Genomic DNA, 17287 nt, shown 5'->3' with positions numbered 1-17287 from the left:
ACGATGGATATGGATTTTTCGCCTGCGGACCTGGCCTTCCGGGAAGAGGTCCGCGCGTTCATCAGCGAAAGCCTGCCCGAGCGCCTGCGCGAAGGCGGACGCAAGACCCCCGGCGTATTCGTCGAGCCGGAAATCGGCCTCGAATGGCACCGGATCCTCAACCAGCAAGGCTGGGTCGCCTATCACTGGCCCAAGGAAGACGGCGGCACCGGCTGGACGCCGACGCAGAAATTCATCTTCGAGAAGGAGTGCGCCATCGCCGGTGCGCCTGCCCTCTCGATCATGGGATTGCGGCTGGTCGGGCCGGTCATCTGCGCGTTCGGCACGCCCGAACAGAAGGCACGCTTCCTGCCGGGTATCCTGAACGCGGACGATTTCTGGTGTCAGGGCTATTCGGAGCCCGGTTCGGGCTCGGACCTTGCCAGCCTCAAGACAACCGCCCGGCGCGAAGGTGACGAGTACATCGTCAATGGCTCGAAAATCTGGACCACGCAGGCGCACTACGCGAACTGGATTTTTGCGCTCGTGCGGACTGACAACAGCGGCCGCAAGCAGCAGGGCATCTCGTTCCTGCTGATCCCGATGGATCAGGAAGGCGTCGAAGTTTCCCCGATCGTCTCCATGTCGGGCGATCATGAGGTCAACCAGGTGTTCTTCAGCGACGCGCGGACTTCGGCCAGCAACCTGATCGGTGCTGAAGGGCAAGGCTGGACGATCGCCAAGTACCTGCTCGAAAACGAGCGCGGCGGATCGTGTTTTGCCCCGAGGCTGCTCCAGAATATCACTGAACTCGGTGCAATTGCCGATAGCCAGCCATCGGGCGTTAACGGGGCAATTGGCGGCCATGCTGCATTTCGCGAAAAGCTTGCCATGCTCAAGCTCGAAGCCGAGGCGCTCGAGGTAACCGAGCTGCGGATACTTGCCGATCTTGCCAACGGGCGCGCGCCCGGGCCGCAAACCTCGCTGACCAAGATGCTCGGTTCCAACTTAGGCCAGAAGGTCGACGAACTAAGGCTCGAACTGCTTGGCTACGATGCGCTCCAGTTGCCGCTCGAACGGCCGCTCTACGGCAATTCGGCACCTGCCCCGATCGGCTCGGAAGCCGCCCAGATTGCGATGGGCCGCTATCTCAACAACCGTGCCTCCACCATCTTCGGCGGATCGGACGAGGTGCAGAAGAACATCATCGCCAAGTCCGTCCTCGGGCTCTGAGCGCAGCTTCAACGGGAGAGAAACGCGCGCATGGACGCATCCAAGATCATGTTTCGCGACGGCTTGCTTGCTGACGAGACGATCCTCGTCACCGGGGGCGGCACCGGGCTTGGCCGGGAAATGGCCGAAGGCTTCCTAAAGCTGGGCGCGACGGTCCACATCTGCGGCCGGCGCGAAGGAAAGCTCCAGGAAACGGCCGAGGAGCTGAAGGCGCTCCATGGCGGGACAATCACCGGCCACGGCTGCGACATTCGCGATCCTGAAGCGATCGATGCGATGCTCGATACGATCTGGCAGAAAGGCGCGCTCACCGGGTTGGTCAACAACGCCGCCGGCAACTTCATCAGCCGGACCGAGGACCTGTCGATCAACGGGTTCAACGCGATCGCGGACATCGTGTTTCGCGGGACGTTCTACATGACCCACAATGTCGGCAAGCGGCTGATTGCCGAGAAGCGGCGCGGCAACTTCCTTTCGATCCTCACGACATGGGTATGGAACGGCTCCGCCTTCACGGTGCCCTCGGCCATGTCGAAGGCCGGGATCAACGCAATGACGCAAAGCCTTGCCACCGAATGGGCACGTTATGGCCTGCGGTTCAATGCGATCGCCCCTGGCCTCTTTCCGACCAAGGGGATGTCCGCCCGGCTCGCTCCGCAGGGGCGCGGCGACAATTCGCAATCGAACTCCAACCCGATGGGACGCCATGGCGAGATGCACGAACTGGTGAACCTCGCAGCTTTCCTGATGGGACCCGGTGCGGAATACGTGAATGGCCAGACGATTGCGATCGACGGCGCGGGTTACCAGGCCAACGCAGGCAATTTCTGGCAGGCGCTGTCTCCGCTCGGCGACGAGCAGTGGCAGCAGATGCGCGACCTTATCAAGGCCTCCAACCAGCAGGACAAGTCGGAACGGACAGCCTGACGCGAACCAAAGTGCCAACACAAAACCACACCACAAATCGATCGGGATTCATCATGTTGCGCCAAAACATCCACCCCCTTGTCGAATCGAACAAAAAGGCAGACACTCCCTCTATGGGAGCTGATGTCGTAGAACTGCGCCAACCGCGCGGCCGGGAGCCGATTGGCGAGCTGCTGGAAGCGGTAACGGTGCGCTGCGTTGAAGACATCCACGATGCAGCGGTGGCCCTGCGCGACATTGGCGAGGAACGCGGCCTGCGGGTTTGCACCTGCGACGATATCTCCTCAAAGGAACCGATGATCGATGCCGACGGCACGATCCTCAATGCCGACATCTTCGGCTGGGTCGAAGACGGCAAGCGCTGGTGGGAAGACCATCGCCTGGCGCTCCATTCGCCGCTGCCGCGTGCCTGCCGCTACGAGAGCGAGCCGTTCTGGGCCAACGCAGAAGGCTTTTTCGGGATGTGGCGCAATCCGTATCTCGAAGAACTCGACGTGCACGATTTTTCCAAGCGCGCGCTTTGCGAGGCTGCAATCGTGATCCCGGTACACCTGCCTTTCGGACAGATTTCAGCCAACAGCTTCGTCCCCATCGATACCAAGAAGACGGACCTGTCCCGGGAATTTGCCGAACACGGAGCGTTGCTCGGGGTGGTTATGAAGCGGTTCATGGCCGGATATGTCCAGGCGATGCGAACCAAGCGGTGGATCCCGACCAACTGCGTGCTGTCGAAACGCGAAGTCGAATGCCTGCGCTGGGCGGCGATCGGCAAGACGGACATGGAAATCAGCATGATCCTCGGCCGCAGCCATGCGACGATCCGCTATCATATCCATCGGGCAGGCGAGAAGCTCGACGCGGTCAACCGGGCGCAGGCAATCTTCAAGGCCGGTCAGCTCGGCTATCTCGGCGCCAGCGAATAGGCCTGCAGTTCAGCCTAACTTGCGGACCGGGTCGCTCCCGTCCCAGCCGATCCCGGCCTGCTTGATCATCGCGAATAGTTCGTGCGTGCCTGGCTGGGTCTGGAGCATTTCCACGAGATGGCCCGGCCCGCCGCCCGGATCGGCGTAGATCACCGCCCCGCTGTCGCCTACTTTTGCTTCGACCAGCACTTCGGCGCCGTATTCCTTGCAGGCGGCATAGGCGTCGGCGATGTCGTCCAGCAGCAAGCAGGTGTGGTGCAGTCGGTCACGCACCCCGTATTCACCGGAGTAGATCGACGGAGCGTCGTTTTCCGGCCGGATCAGTTCGATCTGGACATCACCCCAATAGGCCAGCGCAAGGCTGAAAACCGCGTCGGTCGGTTCGCCGCGGTATCGCATGTCTTCCAGAGCGATATTTTCCATCATGAAGAAGGGGCCTACGCCCATCGCTTTGGTCCAGTGGTCGATCGCTGCATCGAAATCGCTCGGCACGAAAGCCAGCTGCATGACCGGGCCGAGCCGGGTGATCCCGCCGATTGGCTGTGTCATTTCGTCCGCTACCTCACAGTTACGCTAGGATACCTCGGTGCTACGATGTGCAATCATCCTGCACGACGATACTGTGCAAAGTGTGAGTAGAGACGGCCTCCGATGAACGAAACGACCAAGATCGATCGCGATGATCGCTGCCCCGGCACCAGCTATACCGAAATGCTTGAAGCGGACACCCGCCACGTGCCGGATTACCTGTTCGAAGAATCCTCGATCCCGCTCTCGAACGACCCTTTGCCGATCGCGCCGTACATCAGCGAAGAGTTTGCCAAGCTCGAACGCGAGAAGATGTGGCCCAACGTCTGGCTGTTCGCCGCGCGCGAAGACGAAATGCCGGAACCCGGCGACACAGTCGTATTCGAGATCAACGACAAATCGTTCCTGCTGATCCGCCAGCGCGATGGCAGCGTGCGCGCGTTCTACAACGTCTGCCTCCATCGCGGACGCAAGCTGCGGACCAAATCGGGCAAGTCGACCCAGTTGCGCTGCGCCTTTCACGGTTTCACCTGGGCCAACGACGGCAGCCTGAAGGAAATCCCCTGCGCTTGGGATTTCAAGCACCTTGAAGGCAAGGACATGAGCCTGCCCGAGGTTCGCGTGAACATCTGGCAGGGCTTCGTGATGATCACGGAGAACGACTCGATCCCCGAATTCGTCGATTGGGTCGGACCGGTCCTGAAGCAGTACGAACGCTACGACATGGAAGATCGCTTCACCGCAATGTGGGTTTCGAAGCGTATCCCGGCCAACTGGAAGGCGACCGCCGAAGCCTTCATGGAAGCATGGCATTCGGTGACCACGCACCCGCAACTGCTGCCGTTCCTCGGCGATGCGAATTCCCGCTACGATCTCTACGGCGACTTCTTCAACCGGGCGATCACTCCGTCGGGCGTCCTTTCGCCGCACATCACCGGCAAGGACCAGCAGTACATCCTCGACAAGATGAACGAGTTTTCGGGCGGTAGCGATTCGCAGACCAACCGGCGGTTCAGCGCCGGGAAGAGCGATGCCGATGCCGATACCGACGATCCGTTCCACGCGCGCAAGATGCTGGCGGAAGCCAACCGCGAAGGGTTCAAGAAGCAGTACGGCTACGATTATTCCGACAAGTCCGATGCCGAGATGCTCGACAACTTCACCTACAACATCTTTCCCAATTTCTCGCCGTGGATCGGCTACATCCCGACCCTGCTCTATCGCTGGCTGCCGGGCGACACGCCCGACTGGTGCACAATGGAAATCCGGGTGCTGATGCCCAAGCCCAAGGGCGAAAAGCGTCCGCGCGCGGTCGAAAAGCTGGTGATCCCGGACGACGAGCCGTTCGCCTGGGCAAACGATGTAATGGGCGAAGCGCTCGCCAACGTGTTCGATCAGGACATGGCCAACCTTCCGCACGTCCAGACGGGCATGAAGGCCTCTGCCAACGGAGTGATGGAACTCGGCGCCTACCAGGACAGCCGGGTGCGGCATTTCCAGAACACGCTGATGAAGTACATCAACGGCGAACTGCCGGGCTGAGGGCAACATGACCATCGAGAACGTCTTTGTGCTGGGCGCTCCGGCGGACCAGGGTATCCCGCTGGTGACCCGCCTGCTCGATGCCGGCTACCAGGTAACCGCCGGTGTTCGCCGCGCCGATGCGCTTGCCGACAGCCCATTTCCCGACCTGCCGTGGAAGATGGCCGATATCACCGATGCCGCATCGCTGGAGGCGGCATTTGCAGGGCAGGACGCGCTGGCGATGCACTTGCCGTTCGAGTTCGACCGTGAGGTCGCCGCGTCGTTCGGCCGGAACATCGCGCAAGCCGCAAAGGCCACCGGCCTCAAGAAGATCGTGTTCAACACCAGCTGCTTCGTCGCAGACCGCGATCTCGACCTCAGTGCGCACGACGGGCGGCGCGACATCGAACGATCGCTGGAAGAAACCGGCATCACCTGCGTCTTTATCGAGCCGGTGGTGTTCATGAACAACATGATCCGCGTGTGGAGCAAGCCGTCGATCGTCAACCGCGGGATATTCGCCTATTCAGCCGCGCCTGACCTCAAGATCAGCTGGGTCTGCCTCGATGATGTCGCGGCCTACATGGTCGCTGCACTCGGTACTGATGCAGCGGACGGCAAGCACGTGCCGGTAGGCGGACCTGAAGCACTCGTTGGCGACGAAGTGGCAGAGCGATTGAGCGAAGCAACCGGCAAGCCGATCAAGTTCGTATCGATCACGCCCGACGAGTTCGCCGCGAGGATGAGCGAGCTGGTGACCGGCTCGCGCGAAGTCGAGCCGCACAGCATCTATGACGGGATGGCCAAGTTCTACCGCTTCTACAACGAGCAGCCGGAAAGCCCGCTGATCGTCGACCCGGCGGAGACCCGCAAACTGCTGGATGTCGAACCGACCCCGATGCGCGATTGGCTCAGGCGCTGGGACTGGACCCAGCCGACCTGACGGTCACGCCTCGGCGGCAACCTCTGCGGCATCGAAATAGTGGATGCGCAGTTCCTTGAGCAGGCCATTCTCGAACCGTCCCGCTTCGTTGACCGTTTGCGAAAAGGTCTTGCCGGTACGTTTAGAGGTCATCGTAAGGGTCAGCACGACCACCGCCCACTCATCGCCCCCGACGATCTCGTGAATGTCGACCGACGCTTCCTGCCACGTCCCATACATTGCCGCCGCTACGCGTTGCAGGGCATCGGACCCGGTCCATTCGCCACCGAACGGCAGGCAATCTGCTTCATAGACCGTGAAATCGGGAGTGCAGCGTTGCGCCACCCCGCCCCAATCCTGCGCCCCCGCCATGGCATAGATTTCAGCGAGCAATTCGGCAGGTTTGGGCTCATCGGACACGTGCTCAATCCTCTTCGATGGTGCCGATCAGCGCGCCGACCGGATAAGCGGTGCCTTCCACGCCCGTTTGCCGGATGATGCCCGATGCCTGGGCCTCGATTTCGGTCGTCGTCTTGTCGGTTTCCGCCAGGTAGATAACTTCGCCGCGTTCGACCCTTTCGCCATCGCCGTGCATCCATTCGGCAATCGTAATCTCTGTGGCGCTCATGCCCAGCTTGGGGACGCGAATCTCGGCTGCCATCTCAGACCTTCCCGACGCTCTGGCGGATCGCGGCGACGATCTCTTCCTTGGTCGGAATCCACGCCTGTTCGAGCACGGTTGCGAACGGCACGGGCGAGAAGGTCCCGCCGATCCGCAGAACCGGAGCCTTGAGCTCGCCCCACAGCTTCTCGTGGATCGTCGCGGCCATTTCCGCGCCGGTACCGTATGGCCGGACCGCTTCGTGCAGGGTGATCGCCCGGCCCGTCTTGCGAACCGATGCCAGCACGGTCTCCTCGTCGTACGGCGCGATCGTCCTGAGGTCGACGACTTCGACCGAGATGCCTTCTGCAGCCAGATCTTCGGCGACGGCCAGTGCATCCAGCACCGTCCGGCCGTAAGTGATCAGCGAAACGTCCGATCCTTCGCGAGCAATCGCTGCCTTGCCGAGCGGGACGCGGTATCCCTTGCCCGGGTCTTCCGAGGTCAAGCCGTAACACAGGATATTCTCGATGAAGAGCACCGGGTCGTTGCTGTCGATCGCCGAGCGCAGCAGGCCCTTGGCATCGGCCGCGTTGGACGGGGTCACTACGCGGATCCCGGCAACGTGCGCGAACCACGCTTCCAGCATATCGGAATGCTGCCCGCCGAACCCCACGCCAACGCCTGTGGTCGTGCGGATCACCAGCGGGACGCTGGTCTGCCCACCCGACATGAAGCGAAGCTTGGCGGCATGGTTGACGATCTGGTCCATGCACACGCCGACGAAATTCATCAGCATGATCTCTGCGACCGGGCGCTGGCCGGCCAATGCCGCACCCACCGCCGCACCGATTATCGCGGTCTCGGAAATCGGTGTCGCACGGACGCGGTGTTCGCCGTATTTCTCGGTCAGCCCGCTAGTGACCTTGAACACCCCGCCACCCTGCTTCGCGCCGACATCTTCGCCGAGGCAGAACACGCCTTCGTCTTCGGCCATCGCTTCGTCGAGCGCCTGGTTGAGCGCCTGTGTCATGGTGATCTGGCCCATCAGCCGGCCTCGCTTTCGAGCACGTCGATCGCCAGTTCACTGGCATCGGGAGGGTCGGCTGCAAGCGCCTTTTCGACCGCCGCATCGATCTCGACATCAATCTCGCTCACGATGCCATCGAGTTCCTCTTTGGTGAACTGGTGGTCAAGCATCACCTTGCGCAGCTTGGGTAGCGGGTCTTCTGCCTTCATCTCCGCGATGTGCTCGGGCGGCATGTAGGAGAAATCGGCCCCGAAGAAATGCCCCATCATGCGATAGCACATCGCTTCGACCAGCGTCGGCCCTTTGCCCTGGCGTGCAAGGTCGACCGCGTGTTTCACGGCATTGTAAACCTGGTGCACATCGTTGCCGTCAACGTGCATCGAGCGCATCCCGTATCCGGCTGCGCGGTCGGCAATGCATGTGCTGTCGGTATGGTCGGCGAACGCTGTATGCTCGCCATAGCGGTTGTTCTGGCAAAGGAATACAACCGGCAACTGGTAGAGCTGCGCCATGTTCAATGCTTCGTGGAAGCCTCCGATATTCGCCGCACCGTCACCGAAGCTGACCAGCGTCACCCGCCCGTCGCCGTTGTTCTGGCTCGCCATCGCCAGCCCATTGGCAATCGGCAGACCAGAGCCGACGACCCCCGTCGTGACCATGATTCCCTTGGCAGGATAGGTGATGTGCATCGTCCCGCCCTTGCCCTTGCAGGTGCCGGTGGCCTTGCCGAGGCATTCGGCCCACCATAGTTCGGGCGGGATGCCCTTGGCGGTTTGCTCTCCCTGCCCGCGATAGGTGCAAACGACATAGTCGTCGTCGGTCAGGTTCGCCATCGCTGCCGCGGAGACCAGTTCCTGCCCGCGGACGCAATAGTACATCACCGCGACCTTTCCCTGGATGAGCAGCGAGCGAAACTTCTCGTCGGTGCGGTTGACCTTCATCGTGCGCGAGAAGATGTCGCGCAGCGTCGCGCGGTCGATCGCGTCTGTCGGGACCGGCTCGCGCAGCCGCGCGTCGGCGGCCGAAGCGGGACTCAAAATTGCACTCGTTGGGTAAAGCCGCCATCGATCACGACGTTGGCGCCGGTCATATACGGGCACGCCGGGCTCGCAACGAACACCACCGCCTTGCCGACTTCGTCCGGTTCGCCGAAGCGGCCCATCGGCATCTTCGCAAGGGTGGCTTCGTAGAGCGCAGGCATGTGCTGCTTGATCGTTTCCCAGTTGCCGTCGGAATAATGGATCGCACCGGGCGACACGGTGTTCACGCGGATACCCTTGGGCGCGAGTGCCTGGCTGAGCTGCGAGGCATGGGTGATCAGCGCCGCCTTGAGTGCGTTGAACGCCTGCGGCGCAACGAACGTCTCGAGCGCTGCGGTCGAGGACATGAACACGATCGAGCCGCTGCCAGATGCTTCGAGATGCGGAGTGAGCACCTCGACCCCGATCACTGCGCCCATGATGTCGATGTCGAGGCCCTGCTGCCAGTCGCCCGTCCCGCCGGTACCGGAGGAACTCGCCATGTGGATGAAGATGTCGCACCCGCCCAGTTCGTCGGCAGCCTTGGCCAACCATGCGCGGTAGCCATCGAGGTTGCCGACCATGTCGAAGGTCTCGGCAAAAACCTTGCCGCTACCCCCGCTCGCTTCGGCGATCGCCGCCTTGGCCGCATCGATCTTGTCCTGCTTGCGGCTGAAAAAAGCGACATCCGCGCCTTCGGCGGCAAAATGCTTGAGCGATGCAAGGCCGAGGCCGTGGGCACCGCCGTTCATGATGACCTTCTTGCCCTTCAGTCCCAAGTCCATCCGCTCGCTCCTCGTCGTGTTGGTTTCCTGTCTTCGGGTTAGACCAAGGGCCGTGGAGCGTTAATCAGCAAAAATGGCAGCAGCTTTGATTTGGTGCGCGGTCCACGCGAAGATCGCCATGGCCACGACTGCCGCGCCGAGCGCCACCGCCAGCACCGCCATCCCGAGGGAGGCGGTCCCATGGACAGCTGCCAGCCGATCGCTCAGCCAGCCGATCACGCCGAGGCCGAACGCCTGGCCGACCAGGTTGTTGAAGAACAGCGCGATTGCAACCGAGAACCCGCGCTGGCCCGGCTCCACCGCCGCCTGGATCCCCGACAGGATCGGCGCTTGGCTCGATACGAATATGCCATAGGATAGCGCGAACAATCCGAGGAACCACCAGAACTCGCCAGCAACGAGGCTGAGCCACAGCGGCACGATCGCCAGCAGGCTGACGATGCCGGGCAGCCACGCCCGCCAGCGCTCGTCATGGCGGGTCAACCAGTCGGTCATGTAGCCCCCCATGATCGGGCCCGGAATGCCGCCGGCAAGGTAGGCGAGCCCGAGGTAGAACGCGACATCGCCGACCGAGACCGAGAAGCTGCGAAGCATCACTGGCGCCATCCAGAACGCCATCGCGTATCCGATCATGATCTGGATCGCGAAGCCGGCCGCGTAGCCCATGAAAACCTTGTTCCGGACCAGCGCCAGAAATGTTTCGCCAAGCGGTTGCTGCACGACTTGCGCCCCGGCGGCAGCGTATCGCCCGCGTGGCGGCTCGAGCACGGTGAAATAGAGCAGCGCCGAAAGCAGCACGCCCGGCACGGCCATCGCCATGAACGCCACACGCCATCCGAAGTACTGCGCCATCAGGCCGCCCGCCATCAACCCGGTAACTGTCCCGGTCGTCGCGCCGATAGTCAGGAAGCCCATCGCGCGGGCAAGTTCCTCCTTGCGGAAATAGTCGGCGAGGAGCGACTGCGATGCCGGGCCGCTGCACCCTTCGCCGACGCCGACACCGGTCCGCGCGAAGAACAACGTCCAGAACCCGATCGCTATCCCGCACAGCGCGGTCATCCCGCTCCACACGAATATCGCTCCTGCAATGATCGACTTGCGCACCGAGCGATCGGCAAGACGCGCGGCAGGAAAGCCGGCGAGGACATAGGTCGCGGTAAAGGCAATTCCTCCCAGCAGGCCCAGTTCGGTATCGCTGAAATGGAAAGTCGCTTTGATGTCCTCGATCAGGATCGAGAACACCAACCGGTCGGCGACGCTGAGCAGCGAGGTCAGCATCAACAGGCCGAGGACGTAGTACCGGTAGCGGCCGGTACCGCCTGCCCGATCAGTGATGCGGGCGGGCATCGAGGCCGTTGTCGACCGGTATTACCAGGCCGTTGAGGAACCGGGCTTCGTCGGACGCGAGGAACAGCACGCAGTTCGCGACATCGCGCGGCGCTCCGAGTGCATCAGCTGGCAACGGGCCGTCGGGGATGGCCATCGGCGCTTCCCCTTGCCGGCCCGAAACCGCTTGCACCATCGGAGTCTCGATCCCGCCGGGCGCAAGCGCGTTGCAGCGGATGCCGAAGCTTTCGTCCTGGCAGTGCATGGCGATCGAACGGGTCATCGAAGCGATTGCGCCCTTCGCGGCGGTGTAGGCCGGGATCACCGGATAGCCCATCAGCGCGGCGGTGGAGGCCATGTTGACGATCGACGAACCCCCTCCTCCGATCTTCTCGGCCCGACCAGTCATGAGCGGGATGGCATATTTGCACCCCAGGAACGTGCCGACTACGTGGATATCGAGGTGCAGGCGGAAGTGATCGAGCGAACACTGTTCGATCGGCTCGAAGATGACATTGCCAGCGTTATTGACGAGGATGTCGAGCCCGCCGTGGAGCTTCTCGACTTCGGCCAGGATCGCTTTCCAGCGCGCTTCGTCGCGGACGTCGTGCTCGAAAAAATGGCCACCCAGCGCCTTTGCGACGGCCTCACCTTTCTCAGAGTCAATATCGGTCACGACGATCTTCGCGCCCTCTTCGGCAAGACGCTCGCAATCGGCCTTTCCGAGGCCCATCGCACCGCCTGTCACCATCGCTACCTTGCCTGCGACACGTCCTGCCATCATCCGCTCTCCTTCAGGTGTTCTCCAACCTGACTAGCCCGCGGAGCGAACCTGCCATACCGTCAAAAGCGCGAGGACCGCGTACTGCGACTAATGGCAGTTCCAGGGCACGGCTTGGCGGAGTAACTTCCTGCTCATGACCATGCCGCCCGAAGAGATCGCCACGCTCAAGGCGTTGATGGAATGGGAAGCGCGGCGCACCGCGCCGCCTGCGGGATTTCCCAAGCTGCCGGACTTGCCAGCCGATCGCTACACCAATGAAGAGCTTTATGCGCTCGAGCAGGAACACGTCTTTCGCAAGAGCTGGCTGTTCGCTGCACACCTCGACGAGATTCCCGATCCGGGCAGCTTCATGCGCTGGCACAATGCCGGGGACCCGATCGTCATCGTGCATGGCATGGATGGCGAGGTCCGGGCGTTCTACAACACCTGCCGCCACCGCGGCGCGCCGGTCGTCACCGAAGATCGCGGCAAATCACCTCGACTGATTTGCGCCTACCACCACTGGACCTACAAGACCGACGGCTCGCTGGTCGGGGTTCCCGAACGCCAGGACTTCGCCGATCTCGACCTGACATGCCGCGGGCTGATCCCGGTTCGCTGCGAGATGTTCGGCAAGCTCGTCTTCGTCAATTTCGACGACGATGCATTGCCGCTTCGCGAGTGGCTTGGCCCGCTGGCCGACGAATGGGCCGAGTTCCAGTTCGAGAACGTTCGGCTCGCTGCCCGTTACAGCTTCGATCTGAATTGCAACTGGAAGGTGGCGATGGAGGCCAACATGGAGGTTTACCATGTGCCCTTCATCCATCCCGAAACCGTAGCGCCGATCGTCGATGCCAAACGCAATGTGAACCACTTCTATCCCAACGGCCACTCGCGGATGCTCGCTCCGGCACCCGAGACCGCCGATCGCCAGGCCGACCGGGCCAACTCCATGCCGCCCGAATGGCAACGGATCGACACGGTCGGCGAGCTCGGGCGGACTGCTACGCAAAGCTATTCGGTGTTCCCGAACTGGGTCTCCCCGCTGTCGGACTTTTTCATCCCGCCGCTGCTGTTCTGGCCAACTGGCATTGGGACGACGCGGCTCGAACTGATCACTATGGCCCCCGATTGGGGCGATGGCCCGGTCCCGGACCTGTGGACCGAACCCGACCCGGCCAGCGCCAACGGTCGCAAGATGTGCAAGATCATCCTGGAAGACACGCAGTTCGGCGAAGCGATCCAGAAGTCGATGGAGAGCCAGGGCTTTCGCAGCGTCCCGCTCAGCTACCAGGAAGCACGGATCTATGCCTTCCACCAACACTGCGACCGGTTGGTGGGCGAAGACAACATTCCCGAAGGGCTCGCGGTGGAGCAAGTGATCGACAGCGATTGGGTTTGGCCGAACGATCCGCGTATCGAACAGATGCGTACCGAGGCTTCAGTCGCAGCTGAATAACGTCTATATATCAGTGGGCTAACTACAGCCCGCTAACCGACTATCGCTTTTGCTAAATGTCGTTAGCCCGATAGCTGCGTAAGACCCAGACTAGCAAGCGGGCGCATAAAGACGTCTCGCACGGCGCACGACCGAGTGGTCGCTGCGACCAGTCTGGGAGGATGACAATGAGTGAGATTCTGACTGGCGTCGGCAAGTCGAGGACCCTTTACCGCATTCTGCTCTGTTCGGCCGGTGGGCTGGCAATGGTTGCCGCGGCCCAGTCTGCGCATGCGCAGGATGCGTCGTCCGACACGTCGCAGACCAAATCCGGCACTGACAAGCAAAACGCCAATCAACCGATCGCGAACGGCAACGAAATTATCGTGATGGCGCGCAAGCAGGCCGAGACGCTGCAGGATACGCCTGTCACCATTGCCACCATCGGTGGGGGCACACTCAAGAACTACGCGATGACCGACGTCCAGAACGTCTCGGACCGCGTGCCGACCCTCAATGTGCAGGTCGGCGGCTCGGGTTCGGGCGGGCAGATTTCGCTTCGCGGCATTGGCTCTTCGAACATTTCCGCCGCATTCGATTCGGCGGTCGCGTTCGATTATGACGGCGTACAGATCAGCACGATGCGCATGGTCCAGGCCGCGTTTTTCGACGTCAAGCAAGTCGACGTCCTGAAGGGCCCCCAGTCGCTTTACTTCGGCAAGAGCGCAACCGCCGGCGTCTTTTCCGTGCGCACCGCCGATCCGACCCCCGACTGGGAGGTAGGTGGCACCGCATCATACGAATTCCAGGAAAAGGGATGGACTGGGCAGGGATATATTTCCGGGCCCCTAACTGACACGTTGGGAATTCGTGCCGCCGCCTATTACAATGACGTGAAGGAGTATGTACCGCTCCAGGCCGACACTCCGGCGGTCAACAAGAACCGCGGGTTGCGGAACTTCATCGGCAGGTTGACATTCGACTGGAAGCCGGTCGCGGGCTTCCATGCCAACCTGAAGGTCCAGTATCTGCGCAACGAGAACGACGGCGCTATCGCCCGGTCTGATCTCTATTGCGGCAAGAACGGCATCGCTGACCCGATCGTCTTGCTCGGTGGCGGGGGTGTGCCATTCTCTGTCGTCATTCCCGCAGGTTACAACTGTAACGCGTTCGATGGAAAATTCTTCCTTCCGGATACCGCGCCTCCGCTGGCCGGTTCGGTTCCGAAGCCTTCGATCGCTCGTGGTTATAACGGGGTTCCGTTCGGCCAGACCGACCTGTGGTTCGGACGCTTGCTGATGAACATGGACGTGACCGACCACCTGTCGATCACTTCGACCACGGGCATCGTCGACCTCAACGCGATCGATGTCGACAACTATAGCTACGGCGGCGTCGGGCCGGCTTATACTCCACTGGGCATTCCGCTTTCCGCCATCGCGCCGGCCCTGGCCGCAGTCAACGGCCCGGGCGTCCCGATGGGTGTGGGTTCGAGCGATCCGCGCAACTGGCTCAAACAATACACTCAGGAATTGCGGCTTGCGAGCGACTATTCGGGCATGTTCAATTTCATGCTCGGTGCGTTCTATGAATGGCGCAAGAACGGTCTGAGCACCGCCCAGAACGCCGTGAATATCGGGCTCATCACCCCCGATCCGGTCACGGGCTACACGTACGACTACCGCAAGGACCAGATCACCAAGGGCGAAGCCTGGGCGGTGTTCGGCAGCGCCAAGCTCGATCTCACTTCCCAGCTCGAGTTGTCCGGCGGTGTTCGCTACACGAAGGAAACGAAGGTCAGCCGGATCTCCGTTCCTTATATGAGTGCGATTCTCGCTGCCAACCCACTGTTCGTATCGACGGGATACCATTCGCCGCCGATCAACTTCTCGGACAGCAATTGGTCGCCGGAAGTGACCTTGAAGTATGAGTTCACCCCGGATCTCAACGTGTTTGCTTCGTTCAAGTCGGGCTTCAAGTCTGGCGGTATCGACAACTCGGCCTTGCCGACCTCGTCCCTCACCGGGCTCGGAAGCCCCGACCCGGTTGTGGCCGCGGCCGTCGCCGACGGTCTCAAGTTCCAGTCGGAACGGGCGATCGGCGGAGAAGTCGGTTTCAAGTCTCAGTTGGACGACCGCAGGGTTACGTTGAATGGCACTGCCTACTACTACGTGTTCAAGAATCTGCAGGTGCAGAACTTCGATCCCGTCGCGATCCAGTATGCCACCCTCAACGCCGGCGAACTGACCACCAAGGGCATCGACGTCTCCTGGAGCTGGATTACCCCGCTCGATGGCTTCAACCTGAATGGCAACCTCTCGCTGCTCGATGCGAAGTTCTCGAAGACCTTCATCACCGATACAGGTCAGGACCTGAACGGCCGTCACGCAGCGCGGGCACCGACCTTCTCCGGGAACATTGCGTTCGATTATCGCACTCCGATAACCGATACCGTCGAGTTCGGCCTGAGCGGCAACGTGACCTACAGCGGAAGCTATTTCACTGCCCAGCAATCGCTCACCGATTACAAGCAGGACAGCTTCGCAACGTTCGACGCAACCGTTTCAGTCGGTTCGCCGGACGGCCGGTGGAAACTGGCGCTGATCGGCAACAATATCGCCAACAAGCTCTATGTGCTCTCCTCAGGCGGGCGGCCGTTCCTGCCAGGCGCCAACCCGTTCGGGATCCCGCCTGGCGACGACGTGATCCTCAGCGAAAACCGGGGCCGCCAGGTATTCCTGCAGGCATCGTTCAAATACTGATCTAGTCCCCGGCAGGCCTCTCCCTGCCGACGGACAAGACCGGCGCCCGCGACGAAAGTCGCGGGCGCAGTTGTCTGAACATTCGAGAAGTTGGTGCTTTGCGGTCGACCCGCAGCTATCGATTGTCAGGCGAAGAGGGTGTCCGGAGCTTCGAGATAACCCTTGAGCGTCGCAAGGAACTGCGCGGCCTGGGCACCGTCGATTGCCCGATGATCGACCGACAGCGTCAGCGCGATGCATTGTTCGAAGCCGACCGACCCGTCATCTCGCCTGCACGGAACTTCGGTGGCTGCGCCGACCGCCAGGATAGCGCCCTGCGGCGGATTGATCACCGCGTCGAACGCCTCGATCCCGTACATCCCGAGATTGGAAACTGTGAAGGTCCCCCCATCGAGGTCTTCGTAGGACAGGCGGCCCTGGCGCGCCTTGTCGATCAAGGCCGCGCTGGCATCGGCCAGCTGGTCGATGCGCATCCGATCGACCTGGCGCACGATCGGCGTGACCAGTCCTTTATCGGAAGCGACCGCGACCGCGATGTCGGCGTGCGGGAAGCGGTGAATCTCTTCGCCGTGCACCTGCACGTTGACCTCCGGGTGGCGGGCCAAGGCCTTGCCGGCTGCGAAGACGATGTAATCGTTCACGCTGGCTTTGCTGGACAGCACGAGGTTGGCCGTCTTGCGGAAGGCCAGCAGTGCGTCCGCCCGCACCGAGATGCGCAGGTAGAAGTGAGGAATGTCGCGCTTCGCTTCGGTCAGGCGACGCGCGACAACCTTGCGAATCTTGTCGAACGGCTCGACCTGCGGGCGGTTGCCGACCACTTCGAACGGCGATCCAGCACTCGGAGTCTTGGACAAACTGGCGAGCACGTCGCTCTTGGAAATCCGTCCGCGCGAACCGGTTCCGGCGACGGCGGCAAGATCGACCCCGTGGGCGTGCGCAATTCGACGGGCGAGAGGGGTTGCGAAAATCACGTAGTCCTCCGCTGGAAGATCTGCCGGGCCCTTGAACTGGGGTGCGGCTGGCAGGTTCACCTGGCGATGCACGTCCTGGAACGTAATCCGGCCTGCCCGCCCGCTGCCTTCGACAGTCGATAGATCGACTTCATGCGCCGTCGCGAGTTCGAGCGCCTTCGGGCTGATGGCCAGGTTCGTCGGCACCTTGGCGGGCGCTTTCGTCTTGGCACTCTTGCCGGACGAAGCGGCCTTGGCTCCCGAGCTCTCCGAGGGAACAAATCCCGCGATGAACGAGGACACTTCGTCCTCCTCCGCAGCAGTGTCGCCGATCACTGCCAGCAGCGTCCCGACAGGGCGCGCATCTTCACCCGCAGGCTCGACGATGCGGAGCACGAAACCGTCGCGCTCGGCCTCGACTTCGTTGGTGATCTTGTTGGTTTCGATGAGGCACAGGACGTCACCCTTGGCGACCTGTTGGCCGTCGGACACCATCCATTCGGCCACGGTGCCTTCGGTCATCTCGATGCCCCATTTGGGCATGCATAGCGGGCGTAGCTTGCTCATAGCGCTTGCC

The 17287-nt window shown here is 62.0% G+C and carries 16 protein-coding genes; 7 read left to right on the top strand and 9 right to left on the bottom strand.

What is annotated here, in order from left to right; translation table 11 throughout:
* The first annotated feature begins 3 nt into the window (after positions 1 to 3).
* The 3 genes from CJO11_RS10330 (at position 4) to CJO11_RS10320 (ending at position 3062) form a co-directional block, all read left to right on the top strand.
* A complete protein-coding gene (locus CJO11_RS10330; protein ID WP_095012639.1) occupies positions 4 to 1212 on the top strand; it encodes an acyl-CoA dehydrogenase family protein in 1209 nt (402 codons plus the stop codon).
* 30 nt (positions 1213 to 1242) lie between these two features.
* Positions 1243 to 2139 carry an SDR family oxidoreductase gene (locus tag CJO11_RS10325; RefSeq protein WP_095012638.1) on the top strand — a complete coding sequence of 299 codons (897 nt, stop codon included), beginning with the start codon at positions 1243 to 1245 and terminating at the stop codon, positions 2137 to 2139.
* Positions 2140 to 2252: 113 nt separating this feature from the next.
* Positions 2253 to 3062 (top strand): helix-turn-helix transcriptional regulator, encoded by an 810-nt coding sequence (locus CJO11_RS10320; RefSeq protein WP_095012637.1) that lies wholly within the window; start codon positions 2253 to 2255, stop codon positions 3060 to 3062.
* A 9-nt stretch (positions 3063 to 3071) separates the two neighbouring features.
* Here the strand turns inward: CJO11_RS10320 and CJO11_RS10315 are convergent, their stop codons facing one another.
* On the bottom strand, positions 3072 to 3611 hold the full coding sequence (locus CJO11_RS10315; RefSeq protein ID WP_095012636.1) for a VOC family protein: 540 nt from the start codon (positions 3609 to 3611) through the stop codon (positions 3072 to 3074).
* 102 nt (positions 3612 to 3713) lie between these two features.
* On the opposite strand from CJO11_RS10315, the gene CJO11_RS10310 reads away from it, so the two are divergent.
* The gene (locus tag CJO11_RS10310) at positions 3714 to 5132 is read left to right on the top strand and encodes an aromatic ring-hydroxylating oxygenase subunit alpha (protein ID WP_095012635.1); all 1419 of its coding nucleotides are present in this window, start codon (positions 3714 to 3716) and stop codon (positions 5130 to 5132) included.
* A gap of 7 nt (positions 5133 to 5139) precedes the next feature.
* Positions 5140 to 6057: an SDR family oxidoreductase gene (locus CJO11_RS10305; protein ID WP_095012634.1), complete on the top strand. Its 918-nt coding sequence runs from the start codon at positions 5140 to 5142 to the stop codon at positions 6055 to 6057.
* A 3-nt stretch (positions 6058 to 6060) separates the two neighbouring features.
* Here CJO11_RS10305 and CJO11_RS10300 read toward each other — a convergent pair whose 3' ends face one another.
* The 7 genes from CJO11_RS10300 to CJO11_RS10270 are packed head-to-tail and all read right to left on the bottom strand — an operon-like array spanning position 6061 to position 11581.
* Positions 6061 to 6456 carry a nuclear transport factor 2 family protein gene (locus CJO11_RS10300; protein ID WP_095012633.1) on the bottom strand — a complete coding sequence of 132 codons (396 nt, stop codon included), beginning with the start codon at positions 6454 to 6456 and terminating at the stop codon, positions 6061 to 6063.
* A gap of 4 nt (positions 6457 to 6460) precedes the next feature.
* Positions 6461 to 6697, bottom strand: coding sequence for a biotin/lipoyl-containing protein (locus CJO11_RS10295; protein ID WP_095012632.1), 237 nt, complete (start codon positions 6695 to 6697; stop codon positions 6461 to 6463).
* A 1-nt stretch (position 6698) separates the two neighbouring features.
* On the bottom strand, positions 6699 to 7685 hold the full coding sequence (locus CJO11_RS10290) for an alpha-ketoacid dehydrogenase subunit beta (RefSeq protein WP_095012631.1): 987 nt from the start codon (positions 7683 to 7685) through the stop codon (positions 6699 to 6701).
* The gene (locus CJO11_RS10285) at positions 7685 to 8704 is read right to left on the bottom strand and encodes a thiamine pyrophosphate-dependent dehydrogenase E1 component subunit alpha (RefSeq protein WP_240504443.1); all 1020 of its coding nucleotides are present in this window, start codon (positions 8702 to 8704) and stop codon (positions 7685 to 7687) included. Before CJO11_RS10285 ends, CJO11_RS10290 begins: the two co-directional genes overlap by 1 nt.
* Entirely contained in the window at positions 8701 to 9471 is a 771-nt protein-coding gene (locus tag CJO11_RS10280; RefSeq protein WP_095012630.1) for an SDR family NAD(P)-dependent oxidoreductase, read from the bottom strand. Before CJO11_RS10280 ends, CJO11_RS10285 begins: the two co-directional genes overlap by 4 nt.
* Positions 9472 to 9531: 60 nt before the next feature.
* Complete coding sequence (locus tag CJO11_RS10275) at positions 9532 to 10818, bottom strand: spinster family MFS transporter (RefSeq protein ID WP_095012629.1); 1287 nt, start codon at positions 10816 to 10818, stop codon at positions 9532 to 9534.
* On the bottom strand, positions 10799 to 11581 hold the full coding sequence (locus tag CJO11_RS10270) for an SDR family oxidoreductase (RefSeq protein ID WP_338064636.1): 783 nt from the start codon (positions 11579 to 11581) through the stop codon (positions 10799 to 10801). Before CJO11_RS10270 ends, CJO11_RS10275 begins: the two co-directional genes overlap by 20 nt.
* A gap of 133 nt (positions 11582 to 11714) precedes the next feature.
* Here CJO11_RS10270 and CJO11_RS10265 point away from each other — a divergent pair, with 133 nt between their 5' ends.
* Together CJO11_RS10265 and CJO11_RS10260 are read left to right on the top strand one after the other, a co-directional pair.
* Positions 11715 to 13019 (top strand): aromatic ring-hydroxylating oxygenase subunit alpha, encoded by a 1305-nt coding sequence (locus CJO11_RS10265; protein WP_240504441.1) that lies wholly within the window; start codon positions 11715 to 11717, stop codon positions 13017 to 13019.
* Between the two features lie 167 nt (positions 13020 to 13186).
* The gene (locus CJO11_RS10260; protein WP_169829180.1) at positions 13187 to 15760 is read left to right on the top strand and encodes a TonB-dependent receptor; all 2574 of its coding nucleotides are present in this window, start codon (positions 13187 to 13189) and stop codon (positions 15758 to 15760) included.
* Positions 15761 to 15885: 125 nt separating this feature from the next.
* On the opposite strand, the gene CJO11_RS10255 is transcribed toward CJO11_RS10260, so the two are convergent.
* Complete coding sequence (locus CJO11_RS10255) at positions 15886 to 17277, bottom strand: 2-oxo acid dehydrogenase subunit E2 (RefSeq protein WP_095012627.1); 1392 nt, start codon at positions 17275 to 17277, stop codon at positions 15886 to 15888.
* Positions 17278 to 17287: the final 10 nt, after the last annotated feature.

Origin of the sequence: Tsuneonella mangrovi (genome assembly GCF_002269345.1) — a bacterium.
GTDB lineage: Bacteria > Pseudomonadota > Alphaproteobacteria > Sphingomonadales > Sphingomonadaceae > Tsuneonella > Tsuneonella mangrovi.
Note: the sequence above shows the minus strand (reverse complement) of the source record. Positions and strands in the feature narration are given on the sequence as shown.